Here is a 20,074-nt window from a genome sequence, read left to right on the forward strand (position 1 = left end):
TCGGGCTCCTGGAGTGGACGCAGGGGGCGCGGGGGCTGCGGGCGCGGATGGCGTTCCTGCACGGGGTGCTGGGCGAGCCGTGGGCGGACGTGTCGGACGGGGCGCTCCTGGCGCGGGCGGACGACTGGCTGGGGCCGGAGTTGTCGCGGGCGCGGCGGCGCGCGGACCTGGGGCGGGTGCGGGTCGCCGAGGCGCTGCGGAGGCTGCTGCCGTGGGCCTCGGGCGCGGCGGGTCGCTTCGCGGAACTCGCTCCCGAGTCGGTGGAGTTGCCGGACGGGCGGCGGGTGCGGCTCGCCTATCCGGAGGGCGGCGGCGGTGAGCCGCCTGTGCTCGCCGCGCGGGTGCAGCAGTTGTTCGGGCTGCGGGAGACGCCGCGGGTGGCGGGGGTGCCGGTGGTGGTGCACCTGCTGTCCCCGGCGGGGCGGCCCGCCGCGGTGACCTCGGACCTGAAGTCCTTCTGGGCGGACGGCTACCGGGCCGTGCGCGCGGACCTGCGCGGGCGGTACCCGAAGCACGCGTGGCCGGAGCGGCCCTGAGACGGTCCCGCGCGGGCGGCGGCTCGCGGCGGGCGGCGCTGAGACGGTCCCGCCGCGGCTCGCGGCGGGACCACCGTCCAGGGGTGCCTTACGCGGCCGGGCTCTCGCTGCCCGTGCCGGGCTCCGGGCTCTCGGAGCCGCCCTCGCCGGGTTCCGCCGGCTTCGCGTCCGTCACCGTCAGTGCGACGTCCGCCGTGGCCTTGCCCGCCGTGAACCGCAGCACGTAGGTGCCCGGCTGGTCCCCGGCGTGGAGGTTGGGCAGGTGGAGGACGCCGTCCTTGTCGCTCACGAGGGTGAGGTCGCGGGTCTTCTTCTCGTCGGCGTCGAGTACGTACGGGCCGGTGTCCTCGGCGAGTTCCTTGCCGTCCTTGTCGAGGACGGTGACCGTGGTGCGGACGCCCGCGACGGTCTTCCCGTCGAGGCTCGCCCGCAGGTCGGGGCTCTTCTCGAAGGCGTCGCCGGCCTTCGCCTCGTACGTGGCCTTGTCGTCCACCGGCTTCAGCACGTCGGCGGCGGGTTCGGTGACCGTGGCCGCGAAGTCGACGGGGCCGGGCTTGCCGGAGGCGAGGCTCGCGCGGACCGTGAACTTCCCGGGGGTCTTGCCCGCGGTGAGGGTCGGGGCCGTCGCGGTGCCCTGCGCGTTGGTCGTGACGACGACGCTCTTCGCGCCGGAGAAGCGCGCGTCGGTGTCGCCGACGAGACCGAAGGTGACCTTGAGCCCGGCCACCGCCTTGCCCTCGGAGTCGAGCGCGCGCACGGCGGGCCGCACGTCGAAGTCGAGCCCGGTGAGGGTCGCGAGCGTCGCGGGCCCTGTCTTGGTGAGGGCGGTGACGCGCTCGGCGGGGGGCTTCGGCGTGGCGGGCGGGGTGGTGGGAGGCGTCGTCGGGGGTGTGCTCGGCGTGCCGGGGCTCGTGGGCGGCTTCGTCGCCGGGGGCGTGGAGTGGCCGGGCGGCGTGGGCGAGGTGGTGTGCCCGGGCGGGCTCGGCCGGACGGAGGGCGGGGTCGACGGCGGCGTCGAAGGGCTCGGCGAGCTGGGCGTGTTGGGGTGGCTGGGCAGCGGCCCGGTGCCGTCGGGGATCTCGTGGGCCCCGTCGCGGTAGAAGTCGTACCAGGTCAGGACGGTCGCGAGGTACTCCGAGGAGTGGTTGTAGCTGAGGATCGCGGCGCGCATGCCGTCGCTCGTGCCGAGGTCGCGGCCGTCTCCGCACAGGTAGTAACCGGCGGCGAGGGCGGCGTCGTAGACGTTGTCCGGGTCCTCGACGCCGTCGCCGTTGCCGTCGCGCCCGGCGAAGGCCCAGGTGGAGGGGATGAACTGCATGGGGCCGACGGCGCGGTCGTACGTCTTGTCGCCGTCGTAGCGCCCGTTGTCGGTGTCCTTGATGAGCGCGAAGCCCTGGCCGTTGAGCGGCGGGCCGGGGATCGTGCCGATCGTGGTGCCGTTCGCGTCGACCTTGCCGCCCTGGGCGTGACCGGACTCGACCTTGCCGATCGCGGCGAGCAGTTGCCACGGCAGCTTGCACTCGCCGCGCGTGCGGGCGAGTTCGGCCTCGGCCTTCTTGTACGCGTCGAGCACCGTGGCGGGGATGCCGGCCTGGGCCTCGGCGGGGTCGGCGTCGGCGTCGCCGCCGGGCTTCTGGGTGCCCGGCAGGTCGTGGGAGGACTGGGGGTCGCCGGGGCGGACCGGGGGGAGGTCGGTGTAGTAGTGGTCGTCGCTCGGCGGGACCTGCTTGCCCGCGTCGGCGGAGTGGCTCGTGCCGCCGGGCAGGTCCTTGAGCGGGCCGGCGCCGGGTGCCTGCGAGCCGGCGAGTGCCGCCATCACCGCCGCCGTGACCGCCGTCGCCGCGGCCCCCTTGCGCAGCCGTATCCCGAATTGCGCCGCCATCCCGGTCCGCCCCTCCCGTCCTCCGCCTGCCACGCGCTCAGGCGTGTTGACCCAGGTGACACTACGACAACTTGCCGCACGGGGGCAGGGACGGGTGACCGGCTTTCACCACTTGGCCATATCTCGCCCCCGTTATTTCGCCCCTCGTTCAGCGTGCGCCGACGAGGAGTGAACGCACGGACACGCGCGGACGCGGGCAGGGCCGCGGCTCCCCCTCGGTGCCCCCCTCAGTGCGCCGCCGCCTCCCAGTCCCGGCCGACGCCGACCGACACCGTCAGCGGGGCGCGGAGCTGGGCCGCCGCGGCCATCTCGCGGCGCAGGATCTCCTCGACCGGTTCGCGTTCGCCCGGGGCGAGTTCGAGGACGATTTCGTCGTGGACCTGGAGCAGCATCCGCGAGTTCAGCTCCGCCTCGCGCAGCGCGCGGTCCACGCCCAGCATCGCGATCTTCACGATGTCGGCGGCCGTGCCCTGGATCGGCGCGTTGAGCGCCATGCGCTCGGCGGCCTCCCTGCGCTGCCGGTTGTCGCTGTTGAGGTCGGGCAGGTAGCGGCGGCGGCCCAGCATCGTCGCCGTGTAGCCGATGGCGCGCGCCTCCTCGACGACGCGGTGCAGGTAGTCCCGTACGCCGCCGAAGCGCTCGAAGTACGTGTCCATGAGGGCGCGTGCCTCGCCGGCCTCGATGCCGAGCTGCTGCGAGAGGCCGAAGGCGGAGAGGCCGTAGGCGAGCCCGTACGACATGGCCTTGATCTTGCGCCGCATCTCGGCGTCGACGGCGGCCGGTTCGACGCCGAAGACGTACCCGGCGACGGTGCGGTGCAGGTCCTCGCCGGAGGTGAAGGCGGCGATGAGCCCCTCGTCCTCCGACAGGTGCGCCATGACGCGCAGCTCGATCTGGCTGTAGTCGGCGGTCATGAGGGCTTCGTAGCCCTCGCCGACGACGAAGCCGCGGCGGATCGCGCGACCCTCGTCGGTGCGCACGGGGATGTTCTGGAGGTTCGGGTCCGTCGAGGAGAGCCGGCCGGTGGCGGCGACGGTCTGGTTGAACGTCGTGTGGATACGGCCGTCGGGGGCGATCGACTTGATGAGCCCTTCCACCGTGCTCCGCAGCTTCGCCTGCTCGCGGTGGCGCAGCATGATGACCGGCAGTTCGTGCTCCGTCTGGCCGGCGAGCCAGGCGAGCGAGTCGGCGTCCGTCGTGTAACCCGTCTTCGTCTTGCGGGTCTTGGGCAGGTTCAGCTCGCCGAAGAGGACTTCCTGGAGCTGCTTGGGCGAGCCGAGGTTGAACTCGTGCCCCACCGCCGCGTGCGCCTCGCGCACCGCCTGCTCGACCGCGCCCGCGAACTGCCGCTCCATCTCCTCCAGATGGTCGCGGTCGGCGGCGATCCCGGCCCGCTCCATGCGGGCGAGGAGCGCCGAGGTGGGCAGCTCGATGTCGGTGAGCAGCCCCTCCGCGCCGACCTCGGGCAGGCGCGCGCCGAGCGCCGTGCCGAGGTCGAGGATCGTGCGGGCCTCGACCATGAGGGTGCGTGCCTGGGTCTCGTCGTCGGCGCCGAAGGCGAGTTGCCCGTCCGACTCCTGCGCGGGGACCAGCTCGCGGCCCAGGTATTCGAGGGAGAGCGCGTCGAGCGCGAAGGTGCGGCGGCCGGGCTTGACGAGGTAGGCGCCGAGCGCCGTGTCCATCGAGACGCCCGCGACGGTCATGCCGTGCTCGCCGAAGACGCGCATGAGGCCCTTCGCGTCGTGCATGACCTTGGGCCGCTCGGGGTCGCCGAGCCAGTCGGCGAAGGCCCGCTCGTCGTCCTCGTCGAGCGCCGAGGGCTCGAACCAGGCGGCGGCCCCGCCCGCGGCGGCGAGCGCCACCTCGGCGACCTCGCCCGCGCCGAGCTTCCACGTGTCGACCGTGGCGACGCCGAGCACCGCGTTGCCGTGCTCCTCCAGCCACGGGGTGAGCTTCCCGTTCGCGGGCACGAGCGTGGCGTCCAGCGCCACGTCCTCCGTGACCGGCTCCTGCTCCTGCTCGGCGCCCGGGTCCACGGCGAGGAGGCGTTCGCGCAGCGAGGGGTTGCGGATCTCCAGCGTGTCGAGGAGGACGGCGAGCTGCTTGCGGTCGTACGCGGCGCGCTCCAGGTCCTCCGGGCCCTTGTCGAGCGGCACGTCCCTGACCATCTCGGTGAGCCGCCGGTTGAGCTTCACGGCCTCCAGGTGGTCCCGGAAGTTCTGCCCCGCCTTGCCCTTGACCTCCTCGGCGCGCTCGACCAGCTCCGCGAAGGAACCGAACTGCGTGATCCACTTCGCCGCGGTCTTCTCGCCGACGCCGGGGATGCCGGGCAGGTTGTCGGAGGGGTCGCCGCGCAGGGCCGCGAAGTCCGGGTACTGGGCGGGGGTGAGCCCGTACCGCTCCTCGACCTTCTCCGGGGTGTAGCGGGTCAGCTCGGAGACGCCCTTCGTCGGGTAGAGCACCGTCGTGTGCTCCGAGACGAGCTGGAAGGAGTCCCGGTCGCCCGTGACGATGAGGACGTCGAAGCCGGCGGCCTCCGCCTGCGTGGCGAGCGTCGCGATGATGTCGTCCGCCTCGAAGCCCTCGACGGCGAAGCGGTCCGCGTGCATCGTGTCGAGCAGCTCGCCGATCAGCTCGACCTGCCCGCGGAACTCGTCGGGGGTCTTCGCCCGGTTCGCCTTGTACTCGGTGAACTCCTCGGCCCGCCACGTCTTGCGCGAGACGTCGAAGGCGACCGCGAAATGCGTGGGCTGCTCATCACGGAGCGTGTTCGCGAGCATCGAGGCGAATCCGTAGATCGCGTTCGTCGGCTGCCCGGTGGACGTCGTGAAATTCTCCGCGGGCAGCGCGAAGAACGCCCGGTACGCCAGGGAGTGCCCGTCCATGAGCATGAGCCGGGGACGGCCGCCACCCCCCTTGGCGGGGCTCTGCTCGGCGGTCGCGGACTTCTTCTTCGCTGCTGTCTGTGCCACGCCCCCGATCCTGCCACGGAGCACTGACAGCCCGGACCGCGCGACGCGTGCCGGGCCGGAAGCCGCTCCCCGCCCCCGTACCGCCGCCCCGGCGCGTGCGAGGATCGAGGCGGTACGTAACGAGCAGCGGAGGGACCCATGGCGACGAAGCCGCCCGCGAGCGACCCGGCCCAGGACGCACCGCGCGTCACCGCCCCACGACACGCCGCGGCCGGGCTCCCCGCCGTCGGGCACTCGCTGCGGATCGCGCAGCAGCAGATGGGGCTCAGGCGCACCGCGCTCACGCTCCTGCGGGTCAACCAGAAGGACGGCTTCGACTGCCCGGGCTGCGCCTGGCCCGAGGGCGACAAGCGGCACACCGCCGAGTTCTGCGAGAACGGCGCGAAGGCCGTCGCCGAGGAGGCGACGCTGCGCCGCGTCGGCCCGGACTTCTTCGCCGCGCACTCCGTCGCCGACCTCGCCGGCCGCAGCGGCTACTGGCTCGGCCAGCAAGGGCGCCTCACCCAGCCCATGCACCTCGCCGAGGGCGCCTCGCACTACACGCCCGTGAGCTGGGACGAGGCCTTCCGGATCGTCGCCGAGGAGCTGACCGCGCTCGGCTCGCCCGACGAGGCCGTCTTCTACACCTCGGGCCGCACGAGCAACGAGGCCGCGTTCCTCTACCAGCTCTTCGCCCGCGAGTTCGGCACGAACAACCTGCCCGACTGCTCCAACATGTGCCACGAGTCGAGCGGTTCCGCGCTCTCGGAGACGATCGGCGTTGGCAAGGGCAGCGTCTCGCTCGACGACCTCCACCAGGCCGACCTGATCATCGTCGCGGGGCAGAACCCGGGCACCAACCACCCCCGGATGCTCTCCGCGCTGGAGAAGGCGAAGGCGGGCGGCGCGAAGATCATCAGCGTCAACCCGCTGCCCGAAGCCGGACTCGAACGGTTCAAGAACCCGCAGACCCCGCAGGGCCTCGCGAGCGGCACCACGCTCACCGACCTCTTCCTCCAGATCCGCATCGGCGGCGACCAGGCCCTCTTCCGCCTCCTCAACAAGCTGATCCTGGAGGCCGGGGACGCGCTCGACGAGTCCTTCATCGCCGCACACACCCACGGCTTCGAGGACTTCGCGAAGGCCGCGCGCGAAGCCGACTGGGACGAGACGCTCGCCGCGACCGGCCTCGCCCGCACCGACGTGGAGGAGGCGCTGCGCCTCGTCCTCGCCTCCGAACGCACCATCGTGTGCTGGGCGATGGGCCTCACCCAGCACAAGCACTCCGTGCCCACGATCCGCGAGGTCGTCAACTTCCTGCTGCTGCGCGGCAACATCGGCCGCCCCGGCGCAGGGGTCTGCCCCGTGCGCGGCCACTCCAACGTGCAGGGCGACCGCACGATGGGCATCTTCGAACGCCCCGCGCCCGCCTTCCTCGACGCCCTGGAACGCGAGTTCGGCTTCGCACCGCCCCGCGAGCACGGCTACGACGTCGTCCGCGCCATCCGCGCGCTGCGCGACGGCGAGGCGAAGGTCTTCCTCGCCATGGGCGGCAACTTCGTCGCCGCGTCCCCGGACACCGACGTCACCGAGGCCGCGATGCGCCGCGCCCGCCTCACCGTGCACGTCTCCACGAAGCTCAACCGCTCCCACGTCGTCACCGGGGCCCGCGCGCTCATCCTGCCCACGCTCGGCCGCACCGAACGCGATGTCCAGGCGGGCGGCGAGCAGTTCGTCACCGTCGAGGACTCGATGGGCATGGTCCACGCCTCGCGCGGACGCCTCGCCCCCGCGAGCCCCGCGCTGCTCTCCGAGCCCGCGATCGTCGCCCGCCTCGCCCGCGCCGTGCACCCCGGATCGCCGCTGCCCTGGGAGGAGTTCGCCGCCGACTACGGGCGCGTACGGGACCGCATCGCGCGCGTCGTCCCCGGCTTCGAGGACTTCAACGCGCGCGTCGCCCACCCCGGCGGCTTCGCCCTGCCGCACGCCCCGCGCGACGAGCGCCGCTTCCCCACCGCGACGGGGAAGGCCAACTTCACCGCCGCGCCCGTCGAGTTCCCGCGCCTGCCGGCCGGACGGCTCCTGCTCCAGACGCTGCGCTCGCACGACCAGTACAACACCACGATCTACGGGCTCGACGACCGCTACCGCGGCATCGCCAATGGCCGCCGCGTCGTCCTCGTCCACCCCGAGGACGCGAAGGCGCTCGGGTACGAGGACGGGGCGTACGTGGACCTCGTCAGCGAGTGGCGGGACGGCACCGAGCGCCGCGCGCCCCGCTTCCGCGTCGTGCACTACCCCACCGCGCGCGGCTGCGCCGCCGCCTACTACCCGGAGACGAACGTCCTCGTCCCGCTCGACGCGACCGCCGACACGAGCAACACGCCCGCATCGAAGTCCCTCGTGGTACGCCTCGAACCGGCCGGCGAGCGTGACCAAGGGCACTAAGCGTTCGCTCAGCCCACCTGATAGGACAGAACCGCACGCGGCACCCGCCGCGGGCGGCGTGGCCGCGGGCCACGCGGCGGACGCGACAGAAACGGAGCCGCACATGGGCGAGCACCGCGGCGTGAAGTTCCCCCAGGAAGTCCTCGACCGCTTCAGCAGCCTCGGCGTCGACCTCCCCTCCTATTTCTCGGCGGGCCACCTCGGCACCCGCATGGGCATCGAGGTCGTCGAGGCCGCCCCGGAGAAGGTCGTCGGCACCATGCCCGTCGAGGGCAACACGCAGCCCTACGGCCTCCTGCACGGCGGCGCCTCCGCCGTCCTCGCCGAGACCCTCGGCTCCGTCGGCGCCATGCTCCACGGCGGCCCCGGGAAGATCGCCGTCGGCGTGGACCTCAACTGCACCCACCACCGCGGCCTCTCCAGCGGCCACGTCACCGGCACGGCGACCCCCGTGCACCGGGGCCGCTCCACCGCCACGTACGAGATCGTCATCACCGACGAGAGCGGCCGACGCGTCTGCTCGGCCCGCCTGACCTGCCTCCTGCGCGACGCTCCGCAACCTCCCACAACCGCCTGATCGATCAACCCCGTTACGGCGGGGCCCGCCCCAACACCGGGAGCGGGCCCCGCCGTTCGCATTCCCGCACCCGCACTCCGCCCACCGGACACCCCCGCCCCGGCACCCGCCCCACCGAGCCCCGTCGAGCGCCCTTACCACACCCGCCATTCGTCACGTTGCGTAACACGCACGCAATACGGCCCGCACACCCCGTTCACGCACCAAAACGGCCCCCACCCACCACCACGGGCACCACGGGACAGACCGCCGCCAGCACCAAAACCCCCTGAAGTTGCTTACATGTGCAGGGAGTTCTCAGGATGCGGAACAAACACCCCGCGCTTTCGCACCCCGCCCCCTTCTCGCATAACAAGACAGTCACATCCTGTCCGCTCCCCACCCCACACCCCTTCACCTGCGCTTAGAGTCACGGCCAGTCACCATTACGCCGGGCAGCACCACCCCGAGCACCACCGCACCACCGAGCACCACCGTCCTGCCCGGCGCGATCGACACGGCACCTCCAGCGAGGAGGCCGCGCCAGGGAAAGGACCCATCCGTGCGACACCGTTCCTTGCTCATCCTCACCACCGTCCTGACCACCGGGGCACTCACCCTCAGCGCCTGCGGCTCACGCGACGACGACTCCGGCGACGACAAGGGCGGCTCGGGCGGCGGCAAGAAGACCACCGTCGTCATCGGCGTCGACGCACCCATCACCGGCGACCTCTCCGCCCTCGGCCTCGGCATCCGCAACTCCGCCGAACTCGCCACCAAGATCGCCAACAAGCAGAACCTCGTCCCCGGCGTCCAGTTCAAGACCCAGCCGCTCGACGACCAGGCGCAGCCGACCATCGGCCAGCAGAACGCCACCAAGTTCATCGGCAACAAGGACGTCCTCGGCGTCGTCGGCCCCCTGAACTCCAACGTCTCGCAGTCGATGCAGAAGCCCTTCAACGACGCGAAACTCACCCAGGTCTCCCCCGCCAACACCGGCACCGAGCTGACCCAGGGCGACAACTGGAAGACCGGCGACAAGAAGCGCCCCTTCGCCTCCTTCTTCCGCACCGCGACGACCGACCAGATCCAGGGCTCCTTCGCCGCCAAGTACCTCCACGACACGGCGAAGATCAACAAGGTCTACCTGATCGACGACCAGAAGACCTACGGCGCCGGACTCGCCGCCTCCTTCAAGGACACCTTCACCAAGCTCGGCGGCAAGATCGTCGGCGCCGACCACATCAACCCCGACGACCGCGACTTCAACTCCGTCGTCGCCAAGGTCAAGAGGACCGGTGCCGAGGGCGTCTACTACGGCGGCGAGTACCCCGCCGCCGGCCCCCTGAGCCAGCAGCTCAAGGACAGCGGCGCCAAGATCCCCCTCATGGGCGGCGACGGCATCTACGCCGCCGACTTCATCAAGCTCAACAAGAAGGCCCAGGGCGACCTCGCCACCTCCGTCGGCGCCCCCGTCGAAAAGCTCGACTCCGCCAAGAAGTTCATCTCCGACTACGCCGCCGCCGGATACAAGGACGGCTACGAGGCGTACGGCGGCGGCACCTACGACGCCGCCTGGTCCATCATCGAGGCCGTCAAGAAGGTCGTCGACGACAACGACGGCAAACTCCCCTCCGACGCCCGCGCCAAGGTCCTCGAAGCCATGAGCACCGTCAAGTTCTCCGGCGTCACCGGCGACATCTCCTTCGACGAATACGGCGACACCACCAACACGATGATGACCGCCTACCAGGTCGAGGGCGGCAAGTGGGTGCCCAAGAAGAGCGAGGTCTACAAGCCGTGACCCGCTGAGGGGCCCCCACCCACAGCCCCCCGAGCGCTCGTCACCCCGCCCCACCCGCCCACCACCGGGCACCCCACACACGCCGCGCGGGATGCACACAGCGTCCCGCGCGGCGCACCCTTATCCGACCACTCCACGGAGGCCCTGCGGTGCACGAACTGCCGCAACAGCTGGCCAATGGACTCATCCTCGGCGCGATGTACGGACTCATCGCGATCGGCTACACGATGGTCTACGGCATTGTCCAGCTCATCAACTTCGCCCACGGCGAGATATTCATGATCGGAGGATTCGGCGCCTACACCGTCTGGACCCTCCTCCCCGACGGCTCCTCGCTCGCCGCCGTCATCCCCCTCATGATCCTCGGCGGCATCCTCTGCTCCGTCCTCGTGGGCACCGCGGCGGAACGCTTCGCCTACCGCCCCCTGCGCGGCGCCCCCCGCCTCGCCCCCCTCATCACCGCCATCGGGCTCTCCCTCTTCCTCCAGCAACTCGTCTGGGCCTTCTACCCCGACGCCAAGTCCGACATCTCCTTCCCCCAGTTCCACGGCGACCCCTTCCACGTCCTCGGCGCCACCGTCCAGCGCGGCGACCTCTTCGTCATCATCGCCGCCCCCGTCTGCATGCTCGCCCTCGGCTGGTTCGTCAACCGCACCCGCTCCGGACGCGGCATGCAGGCCACCGCCCAGGACCCCGACACCGCCAAGCTCATGGGCATCAACACCGACCGCATCATCGTCATGGCCTTCGCCATCGGTGCCGCCTTCGCCGCCATCGCCGCCGTCGGCTACGGCCTGCACAACGGCCAGATCGGCTTCAAAATGGGCTTCCTCATGGGCCTCAAAGCCTTCACCGCCGCCGTACTCGGCGGCATCGGCAACCTCTACGGCGCCATGCTCGGCGGACTCGTCCTCGGCATCGCCGAATCCCTCGCCACCGGCTACATGGGCGACGTCCCCGGCATGGACCTCTTCGGCGGCGGCGCCTGGAAGGACGTCTGGGCCTTCGTCCTCCTCATCGTCGTCCTCCTCATCAGGCCCCAGGGTCTCCTGGGCGAACGCGTCGCGGACAGGGCGTGAACACCATGACCGACACCCGGCTGCTCAAGCTCCCCGCCCCCGCCGCCCGCTACGGCACCCTCGCCGGAGCCCTCATCGCCTTCGCCGGCACCTTCCTCTCCTGGACCTACACCGAGGAATTCCCCGGCAACCTCACCGTCAACGGCTACCCCGGCGGCCTCCAGCTCATCACCCTCACCGGAGCCCTCCTCACCGCACTCCTCGCCCTCGCGGCCCTCCACACCCCCGGACTGCGCTGGCTCACCCCCGGCGGCCCCCACAGCGCCGTACGCCTCATGGCCCTCGGCACCCTCGCCGCCACCCTCTACACCGTCATCGCGATCGCCGTCGAACTCGACGGCCTCATCGCCCTCGACCCCGGCGCCTGGATCTCCCTCGTCGGCTCCCTCGTCGCCACCGCCGCCGCCTTCGGCCTCCCCGACGACACCCCCTACGAACCCCAGCCCGGCGACACCGCACTCCACCGCCTCACCCACACCCTCAAGGCCCCGGCCCCCGCCGCACCCCGCCGCACCCTCCCCGCCTGGGCCGACATCCTCGTCATCGCCGTCGCCTTTGGCCTCGCCCTCTACGTCTTCACGTACGGCATCGACATCGACAGCGCCAACTCCGAACTCTTCATCGGCTACCTCATCCTCGTCGCCCTCGGCGCCCTCTCCCTCGCCCGCGCCGGACTCTTCCGCCGCCTCGCCACCCTCACCGCACGCCACCGCGCCGTCAGCCTCGCCGCGATGTTCGTCGCCGCGATCTGCTTCCCCTTCACCCAGGACAACGACACCTACGCGCTCATCGGGACCAACATCCTGATCTTCGCCACCGTCGCCCTCGGCCTCAACGTCGTCGTCGGCCTCGCCGGACTCCTCGACCTCGGATACGTCGCCTTCCTCGGCGTCGGCGCCTACACCGCCGCCCTCGTCTCCGGCTCCCCCCAGTCCAGCATCGGCGTCCACTTCCCCTTCCCCCTCGCCGTCCTCACCGGCGCCGCCGTCTCCCTCATCTTCGGCGTCGTCATCGGCGCACCCACCCTGCGGCTACGCGGCGACTACCTCGCCATCGTCACCCTCGGATTCGGAGAAATCTTCCGGATCACCATGAACAACCTCAACGGCAACAGCGGCCCCGACCTCGTCAACGGCTCCCAGGGCATCCCGAACATCCCCGACCTCGAAATGTTCGGCTTCAAATTCGGCGAGGCCCACGACGTCCTCGGCTTCCCGCTCGGCAGGTCCGGCAACTACTTCCTGCTGATGCTCCTGTTCACCGCCATCGTCCTCCTCGTCTTCCACCGCTCCGGCCAGTCCCGCATCGGCCGCGCCTGGGTCGCCATCCGCGAGGACGAGACCGCCGCCTCCGCCATGGGCATCAACGGCTTCCGCCTCAAACTCCTCGCCTTCGCCCTCGGCGCCACCCTCGCCGGACTCGCCGGCACCGTCCAGGCACACGTCAACTACAGCGTCACCCCCGAGCAGTACCAGTTCGCCGGCACCGCCCCGCCCAACTCCGCCTTCCTCATCGCCGCCGTCATCCTCGGCGGCATGGGCACCATCACCGGCCCCCTCATCGGCGCCGCACTGCTCTTCCTCATCCCGGAGAAGCTCGAATTCATGCAGAAGTACCAGCTTCTGCTCTTCGGCCTCGCCCTCATCCTGCTCATGCGCCTGCGCCCCGAGGGCATCGTCCCCGACCGCCGCAAGCAACTCGAATTCCACGAGAACGACCAACTCGCCGTGCCGGAACAGCGCCTGATCGGGGACAACGAACCCGAAGCCGCCACCGGCGTCACCAAAGCGGGGGCCTGACCACCATGACCACCACGACGACCACCCCCGCCCCCACCGGCACCGCGGTCCTCGAAGCCACCGGCGTCACCATGCGCTTCGGCGGCCTCACCGCCGTACGCGACGTCTCCCTCACCGTCAACACCGGCGAGATCGTCGGCCTCATCGGCCCCAACGGCGCGGGAAAGACCACCTTCTTCAACTGCCTCACCGGCCTCTACGTCCCCACCGAGGGCCGCGTCGCCTACAAGGGCACGACCCTCCCGCCCAAACCCCACCTCGTCACCAAGGCCGGCATCGCCCGCACCTTCCAGAACATCCGGCTCTTCGCCAACATGACCGTCCTGGAAAACGTCCTCGTCGGCCGCCACACCCGCACCCGCGAAGGGCTCTTCTCCGCCCTCCTGCGCGGCCCCGGGTTCAAGCGCGCCGAAGCCGCCTCCACGGCACGCGCCATGGAACTCCTGGAATTCATCGGCCTCGCCCACAAGGCCGACCACCTCTCCCGCAACCTCCCCTACGGCGAGCAACGCAAGCTGGAGATCGCCCGCGCCCTCGCCAGCGACCCCGGACTCCTCCTCCTCGACGAACCCACCGCCGGGATGAACCCCCAGGAGACCCGCGCCACCGAGGAACTCGTCTTCGCCATCCGCGAGCAGGGCACCGCCGTCCTCGTCATCGAGCACGACATGCGCTTCATCTTCAACCTGAGCGACCGCGTCGCCGTCCTCGTCCAGGGCCAGAAACTCCTCGAAGGCACCCCCGACATCGTCCAGGCCGACGAACGCGTCATCGCCGCCTACCTCGGCACCCCCATGGACACCGCCCCCGAGGACGAAGCCCTCGCCGAGGTCCAGGCCGCCGAAGCCGCCGCCACGAAGACCGACACCCCCCGCACCACCAAGGAGGACGGCAAGTGACCGCGCTCCTCGAAGTCGACAACCTCCGCGTCGCCTACGGCAAGATCGAAGCCGTCAAGGGCATCAGCTTCACCGTCGAGGCCGGACAGGTCGTCACCCTCATCGGCACCAACGGCGCCGGCAAGACCACGACCCTGCGCACCCTCAGCGGACTCCTCAAACCCCTCGCCGGCACCATCACCTTCGACGGGCAACCGCTCCACAAGTACCGCGCCGACCAGATCGTCGCGCTCGGCCTGGCGCACTCCCCCGAAGGCCGGCACATCTTCCCCCGCATGACCATCGAGGACAACCTCCGCCTCGGCGCCTTCCTCCGCAAGGACACCGAAGGCATCGCCCAGGACATCCAGCACGCCTACGACCTCTTCCCCATCCTCGGGGAACGCCGCAAGCAAGCCGCGGGCACCCTCTCCGGCGGCGAACAGCAGATGCTCGCCATGGGCCGCGCCCTCATGTCCAAGCCGAAACTCCTCATGCTCGACGAACCCTCCATGGGTCTCTCGCCGATCATGATGCAGAAGATCATGACGACCATCGCCGAACTGCGCGAACAGGGCACCACGATCCTGCTCGTCGAGCAGAACGCACAGGCCGCGCTCTCCCTCGCCGACCAGGCGCACGTCATGGAGATCGGCACGATCGTCCTGAGCGGCACGGGCTCCGACCTCCTCCACGACGAGTCCGTCCGCAAGGCGTACCTCGGCGAGGACTGACCCGGCCCGCGCGCCGGCCCGACCGGTACGCGAAGGGGCGCCCACCACGCGGTGGGCGCCCCTTCGCCGTACGTACCTACCTCGGCGGCGGCTACTTGTCCTTCTGCTCCTTCGCCGCCTTCTTCTCCGCCGCGTCCTCGATTACGGCCTCCGCCACCTGCCGCATCGACATGCGCCGGTCCATCGACGTCTTCTGGATCCACCGGAACGCCGCCGGCTCGGTGAGCCCGTACTCGGTCTGGAGCACCGACTTCGCCCGGTCCACGAGCTTGCGCGTCTCCAGCCGCTGCGAGAGGTCCTCGACCTCCTTCTCCAGCGCCCGCAACTCCGTGAACCGCGAGACCGCCATCTCGATCGCCGGCACGACGTCGCTCTTGCTGAACGGCTTCACGAGGTACGCCATCGCGCCCGCGTCGCGCGCCCGCTCGACGAGGTCGCGCTGCGAGAAGGCGGTGAGCATGAGGACGGGGGCGATGGACTCCTCGGCGATCTTCTCGGCCGCCGAGATCCCGTCCAGCACCGGCATCTTCACATCGAGAATCACGAGGTCCGGCTTGTGCTCGCGCGCCAGCTCCACCGCCTGCTGCCCGTCCCCGGCCTCCCCGACGACGGTGTACCCCTCCTCCTCCAGCATCTCCTTGAGATCGAGCCGGATGAGCGCTTCGTCCTCGGCGATGACGACACGGGTGGTGAGGGGCGGTACGTGTGAATCGCCGGCGGCGGCAGCGGCGGTGGATGACTCGGGCTCGGGGGCGCTCACGGGGGCTCCTCGTATAGGCAGGGGACTGCTGGAAACAGGGTACCTAGGTGCGCTGCGCGCGGCTTAGCAGGTATGCTCCTTTGCGGATGCGCCGGGTTGGTGGAATCGGCATACACAGATGTCTCAAAAGCATCCGTCCGAGAGGACTTGCGGGTTCGAGTCCCGCACCCGGCACCAGAAAGGGCGGGGATTCACTTTCGAGTGAATCCCCGCCGTTTTTCTGTCCGTCACGCGCACCTTCCGCACGATGAGGACATGATCTTCCACACCCTCGAAGTGCGGCACAAAGCCTTGGCGCTTCTGCGCGACGGGGTAGCCAACGCCGAAGTAGCGCGGCGCCTGGACATCCCCAAGGGAACCATCAGCTACTGGAAACACATGGACCGGGCCAAGAGAGGCGAATGCCCCGGGAGAAGGCCCGTCACCTTCTGTTTCGCCTGCGACGACAAAGTCCCGCTGGACAAGCCCGCCTACGCCTACCTGCTCGGCCTCTACCTCGGTGACGGGCACATCAGCTTCCCGCGCCAACACCGCGCACCGAGCCTGATGGTGTCGCTGGACGACGCTTGGCCCGGCATTCAGAGCGAGTGCGAGCAGGCAATGCGCAGAGTCTTCCCCGGCAGAGCGACCTGCCGAGTGCGAAGCAAGGGCTGTCACAACATCAAGGTCTACTCACAGCATCTGCTCCACCTCTTCCCCCAGCACGGACCCGGACGAAAACATGACCGGGATATTTTGCTGGAGCCCTGGCAAGAGACAATAGTCGGCGCCCATCCCTGGGAATTCCTGCGTGGCCTCATTCATTCCGACGGCTGCCGCATCACCAACTGGACCACCCGCCTCGTCGCCGGTGAGCGCAAGCGCTACGAATATCCGCGCTACTGGTTCACCAACGTCTCCGACGACATCCGGAAGCTCTACACCGACACGCTCGACCTCCTCGGCCTCGAATGGACCGAGTGCTACCGCCACGGAAACCCGTACAACATCTCCGTCGCCCGCAAAGCCTCCGTCGCCCTCATGGAAGCCCACATCGGTCCCAAGTACTGAGACGGGTGCGGGGACGGGCACGGGGGCGAGCGGGAATCCCGTCGCCCCCTCGGGATCGCGCTCGCCTACTTCGGGGCGTCGTCCTCGCCGATGCGGTGCACCCGCACGAGGTTCGTCTTTCCGGCGACGCCCGGAGGGGAACCGGCCGTGATCACGACCAGGTCGCCCCGCTCGCAGCGGCCGAGCTTCAGGAGCATGTCGTCGACCTGCTCGACCATCGCGTCCGTGGAGTCCACGTGCGGCCCGAGGAAGGCCTCCACGCCCCAGGACAGGTTGAGCTGCGCCCGCGTCGCCGGGTCGGGGGTGAAGGCGAGGAGCGGGATCGGCGAGCGGTAGCGGCTCAGGCGGCGGACGGTGTCGCCGGACTGCGTGAAGGCGACGAGGAAGCGCGCGCCGAGGAAGTCGCCCATCTCGGCCGCCGCGCGGGCGACCGCTCCGCCTTGGGTGCGGGGCTTGTTGCGGTCGGTGAGCGGCGGCAGTCCCTTGTCGAGGATCTCTTCCTCGGCCGCTTCCACGATGCGCCCCATGGTGCGGACGGTCTCGACGGCGTACTTGCCGACGCTGGTCTCGCCGGAGAGCATCACGGCGTCGGTGCCGTCGATCACGGCGTTGGCGACGTCGGAGGCTTCGGCGCGGGTGGGCCGGCTGTTCTCGATCATGGAGTCGAGCATCTGGGTCGCGACGATGACCGGTTTGGCGTTCCGTTTGGCGAGCTTGACGGCCCGCTTCTGCACGAGAGGTACCGCTTCGAGGGGCATTTCGACGCCGAGGTCGCCGCGGGCGACCATGATGCCGTCGAAGGCGTCGACGATCTCCTCGATGTTCTCGACAGCCTGCGGCTTCTCGACCTTGGCGATGACGGGGAGGCGGCGGCCTTCCTCGCGCATGACGCGGTGGACGTCGACGATGTCGCGGGCGCTGCGGACGAAGCTGAGGGCGATGACGTCGGCGCCGGTGCGCAGGGCCCAGCGGAGGTCTTCGATGTCTTTTTCGGAGAGGGCGGGGACGGAGACGGCGACGCCGGGGAGGTTGAGGCCCTTGTGGTCGGAGACCATGCCGCCTTCGACGACGGTGGTGCGGACGCGGGTGCCTTCGACGGCGGTGACCTGGAGGCAGACCTTGCCGTCGTCGACGAGGACGCGTTCGCCTGGGGTGACGTCGGTGGCGAGTCCGGCGTAGGTGGTGCCGCAGCTGGTGCGGTCGCCGAGGTGGCCGTCCTCGGTGGTGATGGTGAAGGTGTCGCCGCGTTCAAGGAGTACGGGGCCTTCGCTGAAGCGGCCGAGGCGGATCTTCGGTCCTTGAAGGTCGGCGAGGACGCCGACGCTGCGGCCGGTCTCCTCGGCGGCTTCGCGGACGCGGTGGTAGCGCTCCTCGTGTTCGGCGTAGCTGCCGTGGCTGAGGTTGAAGCGGGCCACGTCCATTCCGGCTTCGACCAGGGCTTTGATCTGGTCGTAGGAGTCGGTGGCTGGGCCCAGGGTGCAGACGATTTTCGCTCGGCGCATGGTTCGAGCCTAGGGCTTACCGGCGGGTAGGGGGCTGGGTGGGGGTGACGAGTCAACGGCCTTTGCGTGTATGGGATTTGACAAATCTTGAATGAGCGGTCGTGGTCTCCGATGAGCGGGGTGCGGGGGTGTTGGGGGGTGGTCACCTGATCGCAACGTGGTGGGGGTGTTGCGGGATTGGCGTTTCGGGCGATCATCTACGCGCGTTGTTCAAGCAGTCGGGTGATGTGGCGCGGATGAGAGGGAGTGCGTGATGAGCGTGGAGCGCAGGGTGTTCCTGGGGGCTTCGGCGGCGACCGGGGCGGCGGTGGCGCTGGGTGCGGCGGCGCCGGCGGAGGCCGCGAAGGGGGGTGGGCGGGGCAAGGAGCCGCGTCGGTACGGGTTTTCGGTACTCGGGACGACGGATCTGCACGGCAATGCGATGAACTGGGATTATTTCACCGATAAGGAGTACGACGACGCGCAGCACAATGACGTGGGTCTCGCGAAGATCTCGACGTTGGTGAACCGCCTCCGTGAGGAGAGGGGGCGGGGGAACACGCTGTTGATCGACGCGGGCGACACGATCCAGGGGACGCAGCTGTCGTACTACTACGCGCGGATCGATCCGATCACGGCGCGGCGGGGTCCGGTGCATCCGATGGCGAAGGCGATGAACGCGATCGGGTACGAGGCGGCGGCGCTGGGGAATCACGAGTTCAATTACGGGATCGAGGTGCTGCGGAAGTTCGAGGAGCAGTGCGATTTCCCGTTGCTGGGCGCGAACGCGGTGGACGCGCGCTCGGGGCGTCCCGCGTTTCGCCCGTATGTGATGAAGCGGTTGCGGACGCCGCACGGGCGGGATGTGCGGGTGGCGGTGCTCGGGCTGACGAATCCGGGGATCGCGATCTGGGACAAGGTGAATGTGCAGGGGAAGCTGAGGTTCCCGGGGCTGGAGGAGCAGGCGGCGTACTGGGTGCCGAAGTTGCGGTCGATGGGCGCGGATGTGGTGCTGGTGGCGGCGCATTCGGGGGCGGATGGTTCGTCGTCGTGGGGTGATCAGTTGCCGTATGTGGAGAACGCCGCGGCGCGGGTGGCGGAGCGGGTGCCGGGGATCGACGCGATTCTGGTGGGTCACGCGCATGTGGAGATCCCGGAGCGGCGGGTGGTGAACGCGGAGTCGGGGCGTGAGGTGGTGCTGTCGGAGCCGTTGAAGTGGGGGCAGCGGTTGTCGGTCTTCGATTTCTCGTTGGTGTGGGAGCGGGGGCGGTGGTCGGTGGAGCGGGTGGCTTCGCGGGTGCTGAACTCGAACGAGGTGGCGGAGGACGTGCGGATCACGCGGTTGCTGGCGAAGGAGCACCGTGAGGTGGTGGCGTACGTGAACCAGGTGATCGGTTCGTCGGTGGTGGAGATGTCGACGGCGGAGGGGACGTACAAGGACGTTCCGATGGTGGATCTGATCAATCATGTGCAGGCGGAGACGGTGCGGGGTGCGCTGGCGGGCGGGGAGTACGCGGACCTGCCGGTTCTGTCGCAGGCGTCGCCGTTCTCGCGTACGGCGCGGTTCCCGGCGGGGGAGGTGACGATCAAGGACGCGGCGGGTCTGTACACGTTCGAGAACACGTTGGAGGCGCGGCTGATCACGGGGGCGCAGTTGCGGGAGTACTTGGAGTACTCGGCGAAGTTCTTCGTGCGGACGGCGGTGGGGGCGCCGGTCGATCCGGCGGCGTTGACGAACGCGGAGGGGACGCCGGATTACAACTACGACGTGGTGTCGGGGGTTTCGTACGACATCGACATCTCGAAGGAGGTCGGTGCGCGGATCGTGGATCTGGCCTTCGAGGGTGCGCCGGTCGCGGATGACGCCCGGTTCGTGCTGGCGGTGAACAACTACCGGGCCAGTGGCGGCGGGAACTTCCCGTACGTACCGAAGTCCGAGCAGGTGTGGGCGAATTCGGAGGAGATCCGCAACACGATCATCTCGTGGGTGCGGGAGGCGGGGACGATCGATCCGGCTGAATTCGCGGCGGTGGACTGGCGGTTGGTGCGGGAGGGGGTGCCGGTGTTCTGAGGGTCCGCGGTGTGTGGCGACGGCCCCGGGGGGTGTTCCGGGGCC

General features: G+C 70.1%; 14 protein-coding genes and 1 tRNA gene. 11 read left to right on the top strand and 4 right to left on the bottom strand.

The genetic code is table 11. The features are described from left to right. Positions 1–536, top strand: a 536-nt coding sequence (locus tag G3I42_RS26930; RefSeq protein WP_275405303.1) for an ATP-dependent helicase C-terminal domain-containing protein, incomplete at its 5' end; no start/stop codon positions are given. Between the two features lie 88 nt (positions 537–624). Here G3I42_RS26930 and G3I42_RS26935 read toward each other — a convergent pair. Then, the gene (locus tag G3I42_RS26935; RefSeq protein ID WP_164290171.1) at positions 625–2,418 is read right to left on the bottom strand and encodes a hypothetical protein; all 1,794 of its coding nucleotides are present in this window, start codon (positions 2,416–2,418) and stop codon (positions 625–627) included. Positions 2,419–2,645: 227 nt separating this feature from the next. After that, positions 2,646–5,390 (bottom strand): DNA polymerase I, encoded by a 2,745-nt coding sequence (polA, locus tag G3I42_RS26940; RefSeq protein WP_343244680.1) that lies wholly within the window; start codon positions 5,388–5,390, stop codon positions 2,646–2,648. Positions 5,391–5,528: 138 nt separating this feature from the next. Here polA and G3I42_RS26945 point away from each other — a divergent pair, with 138 nt between their 5' ends. The 7 genes from G3I42_RS26945 to G3I42_RS26975 all read left to right on the top strand — a co-directional run bounded on the left by G3I42_RS26945 (position 5,529) and on the right by G3I42_RS26975 (position 14,667). Beyond that, complete coding sequence (locus G3I42_RS26945) at positions 5,529–7,817, top strand: FdhF/YdeP family oxidoreductase (protein WP_164290173.1); 2,289 nt, start codon at positions 5,529–5,531, stop codon at positions 7,815–7,817. A gap of 103 nt (positions 7,818–7,920) precedes the next feature. Further along, positions 7,921–8,394: a hotdog fold thioesterase gene (locus G3I42_RS26950; protein ID WP_164290175.1), complete on the top strand. Its 474-nt coding sequence runs from the start codon at positions 7,921–7,923 to the stop codon at positions 8,392–8,394. A gap of 556 nt (positions 8,395–8,950) precedes the next feature. Further along, positions 8,951–10,177 (top strand): branched-chain amino acid ABC transporter substrate-binding protein, encoded by a 1,227-nt coding sequence (locus tag G3I42_RS26955; RefSeq protein ID WP_164290204.1) that lies wholly within the window; start codon positions 8,951–8,953, stop codon positions 10,175–10,177. A gap of 149 nt (positions 10,178–10,326) precedes the next feature. Next, positions 10,327–11,256 carry a branched-chain amino acid ABC transporter permease gene (locus tag G3I42_RS26960; protein WP_164290177.1) on the top strand — a complete coding sequence of 310 codons (930 nt, stop codon included), beginning with the start codon at positions 10,327–10,329 and terminating at the stop codon, positions 11,254–11,256. 5 nt (positions 11,257–11,261) lie between these two features. Then, complete coding sequence (locus G3I42_RS26965; RefSeq protein ID WP_203607392.1) at positions 11,262–13,055, top strand: branched-chain amino acid ABC transporter permease; 1,794 nt, start codon at positions 11,262–11,264, stop codon at positions 13,053–13,055. 5 nt (positions 13,056–13,060) lie between these two features. Further along, a complete protein-coding gene (locus G3I42_RS26970) occupies positions 13,061–13,954 on the top strand; it encodes an ABC transporter ATP-binding protein (RefSeq protein WP_164290181.1) in 894 nt (297 codons plus the stop codon). Continuing rightward, entirely contained in the window at positions 13,951–14,667 is a 717-nt protein-coding gene (locus tag G3I42_RS26975; protein WP_164290183.1) for an ABC transporter ATP-binding protein, read from the top strand. Before G3I42_RS26970 ends, G3I42_RS26975 begins: the two co-directional genes overlap by 4 nt. A 91-nt stretch (positions 14,668–14,758) precedes the next feature. Here the strand turns inward: G3I42_RS26975 and G3I42_RS26980 are convergent, their stop codons facing one another. Then, complete coding sequence (locus G3I42_RS26980; protein WP_164290185.1) at positions 14,759–15,427, bottom strand: response regulator; 669 nt, start codon at positions 15,425–15,427, stop codon at positions 14,759–14,761. 90 nt (positions 15,428–15,517) lie between these two features. Here G3I42_RS26980 and G3I42_RS26985 point away from each other — a divergent pair. Both G3I42_RS26985 and G3I42_RS26990 read left to right on the top strand, forming a co-directional pair. Next, a tRNA-Leu gene (locus G3I42_RS26985) sits at positions 15,518–15,604 on the top strand. 78 nt (positions 15,605–15,682) lie between these two features. Continuing rightward, positions 15,683–16,477 (top strand): helix-turn-helix domain-containing protein, encoded by a 795-nt coding sequence (locus tag G3I42_RS26990; protein WP_164290187.1) that lies wholly within the window; start codon positions 15,683–15,685, stop codon positions 16,475–16,477. 65 nt (positions 16,478–16,542) lie between these two features. Here the strand turns inward: G3I42_RS26990 and pyk are convergent, their stop codons facing one another. Beyond that, positions 16,543–17,979 carry a pyruvate kinase gene (pyk, locus tag G3I42_RS26995; protein WP_164290189.1) on the bottom strand — a complete coding sequence of 479 codons (1,437 nt, stop codon included), beginning with the start codon at positions 17,977–17,979 and terminating at the stop codon, positions 16,543–16,545. A gap of 253 nt (positions 17,980–18,232) precedes the next feature. On the opposite strand from pyk, the gene G3I42_RS27000 reads away from it, so the two are divergent. Beyond that, complete coding sequence (locus G3I42_RS27000) at positions 18,233–20,029, top strand: 5'-nucleotidase C-terminal domain-containing protein (protein WP_164290191.1); 1,797 nt, start codon at positions 18,233–18,235, stop codon at positions 20,027–20,029. The last annotated feature ends 45 nt before the right edge of the window (positions 20,030–20,074 follow it).

Source organism: Streptomyces sp. SID11385, from assembly GCF_010548245.1.
In the GTDB taxonomy this organism is placed as follows: domain Bacteria; phylum Actinomycetota; class Actinomycetes; order Streptomycetales; family Streptomycetaceae; genus Streptomyces.

What these genes read in the sequence shown, in the direction of transcription:
- G3I42_RS26935 (WP_164290171.1), bottom strand. Translation starts at nt 2,418, where the DNA reads ATGGCGGCGCAATTCGGGATACGGCTGCGCAAGGGGGCCGCGGCGACG.
- pyk (WP_164290189.1), bottom strand. Translation starts at nt 17,979, where the DNA reads ATGCGCCGAGCGAAAATCGTCTGCACCCTGGGCCCAGCCACCGACTCC.
- G3I42_RS26990 (WP_164290187.1), top strand. Translation starts at nt 15,683, where the DNA reads ATGATCTTCCACACCCTCGAAGTGCGGCACAAAGCCTTGGCGCTTCTG.
- G3I42_RS26965 (WP_203607392.1), top strand. Translation starts at nt 11,262, where the DNA reads ATGACCGACACCCGGCTGCTCAAGCTCCCCGCCCCCGCCGCCCGCTAC.
- G3I42_RS26950 (WP_164290175.1), top strand. Translation starts at nt 7,921, where the DNA reads ATGGGCGAGCACCGCGGCGTGAAGTTCCCCCAGGAAGTCCTCGACCGC.
- G3I42_RS26945 (WP_164290173.1), top strand. Translation starts at nt 5,529, where the DNA reads ATGGCGACGAAGCCGCCCGCGAGCGACCCGGCCCAGGACGCACCGCGC.
- G3I42_RS27000 (WP_164290191.1), top strand. Translation starts at nt 18,233, where the DNA reads ATGAGCGTGGAGCGCAGGGTGTTCCTGGGGGCTTCGGCGGCGACCGGG.
- G3I42_RS26970 (WP_164290181.1), top strand. Translation starts at nt 13,061, where the DNA reads ATGACCACCACGACGACCACCCCCGCCCCCACCGGCACCGCGGTCCTC.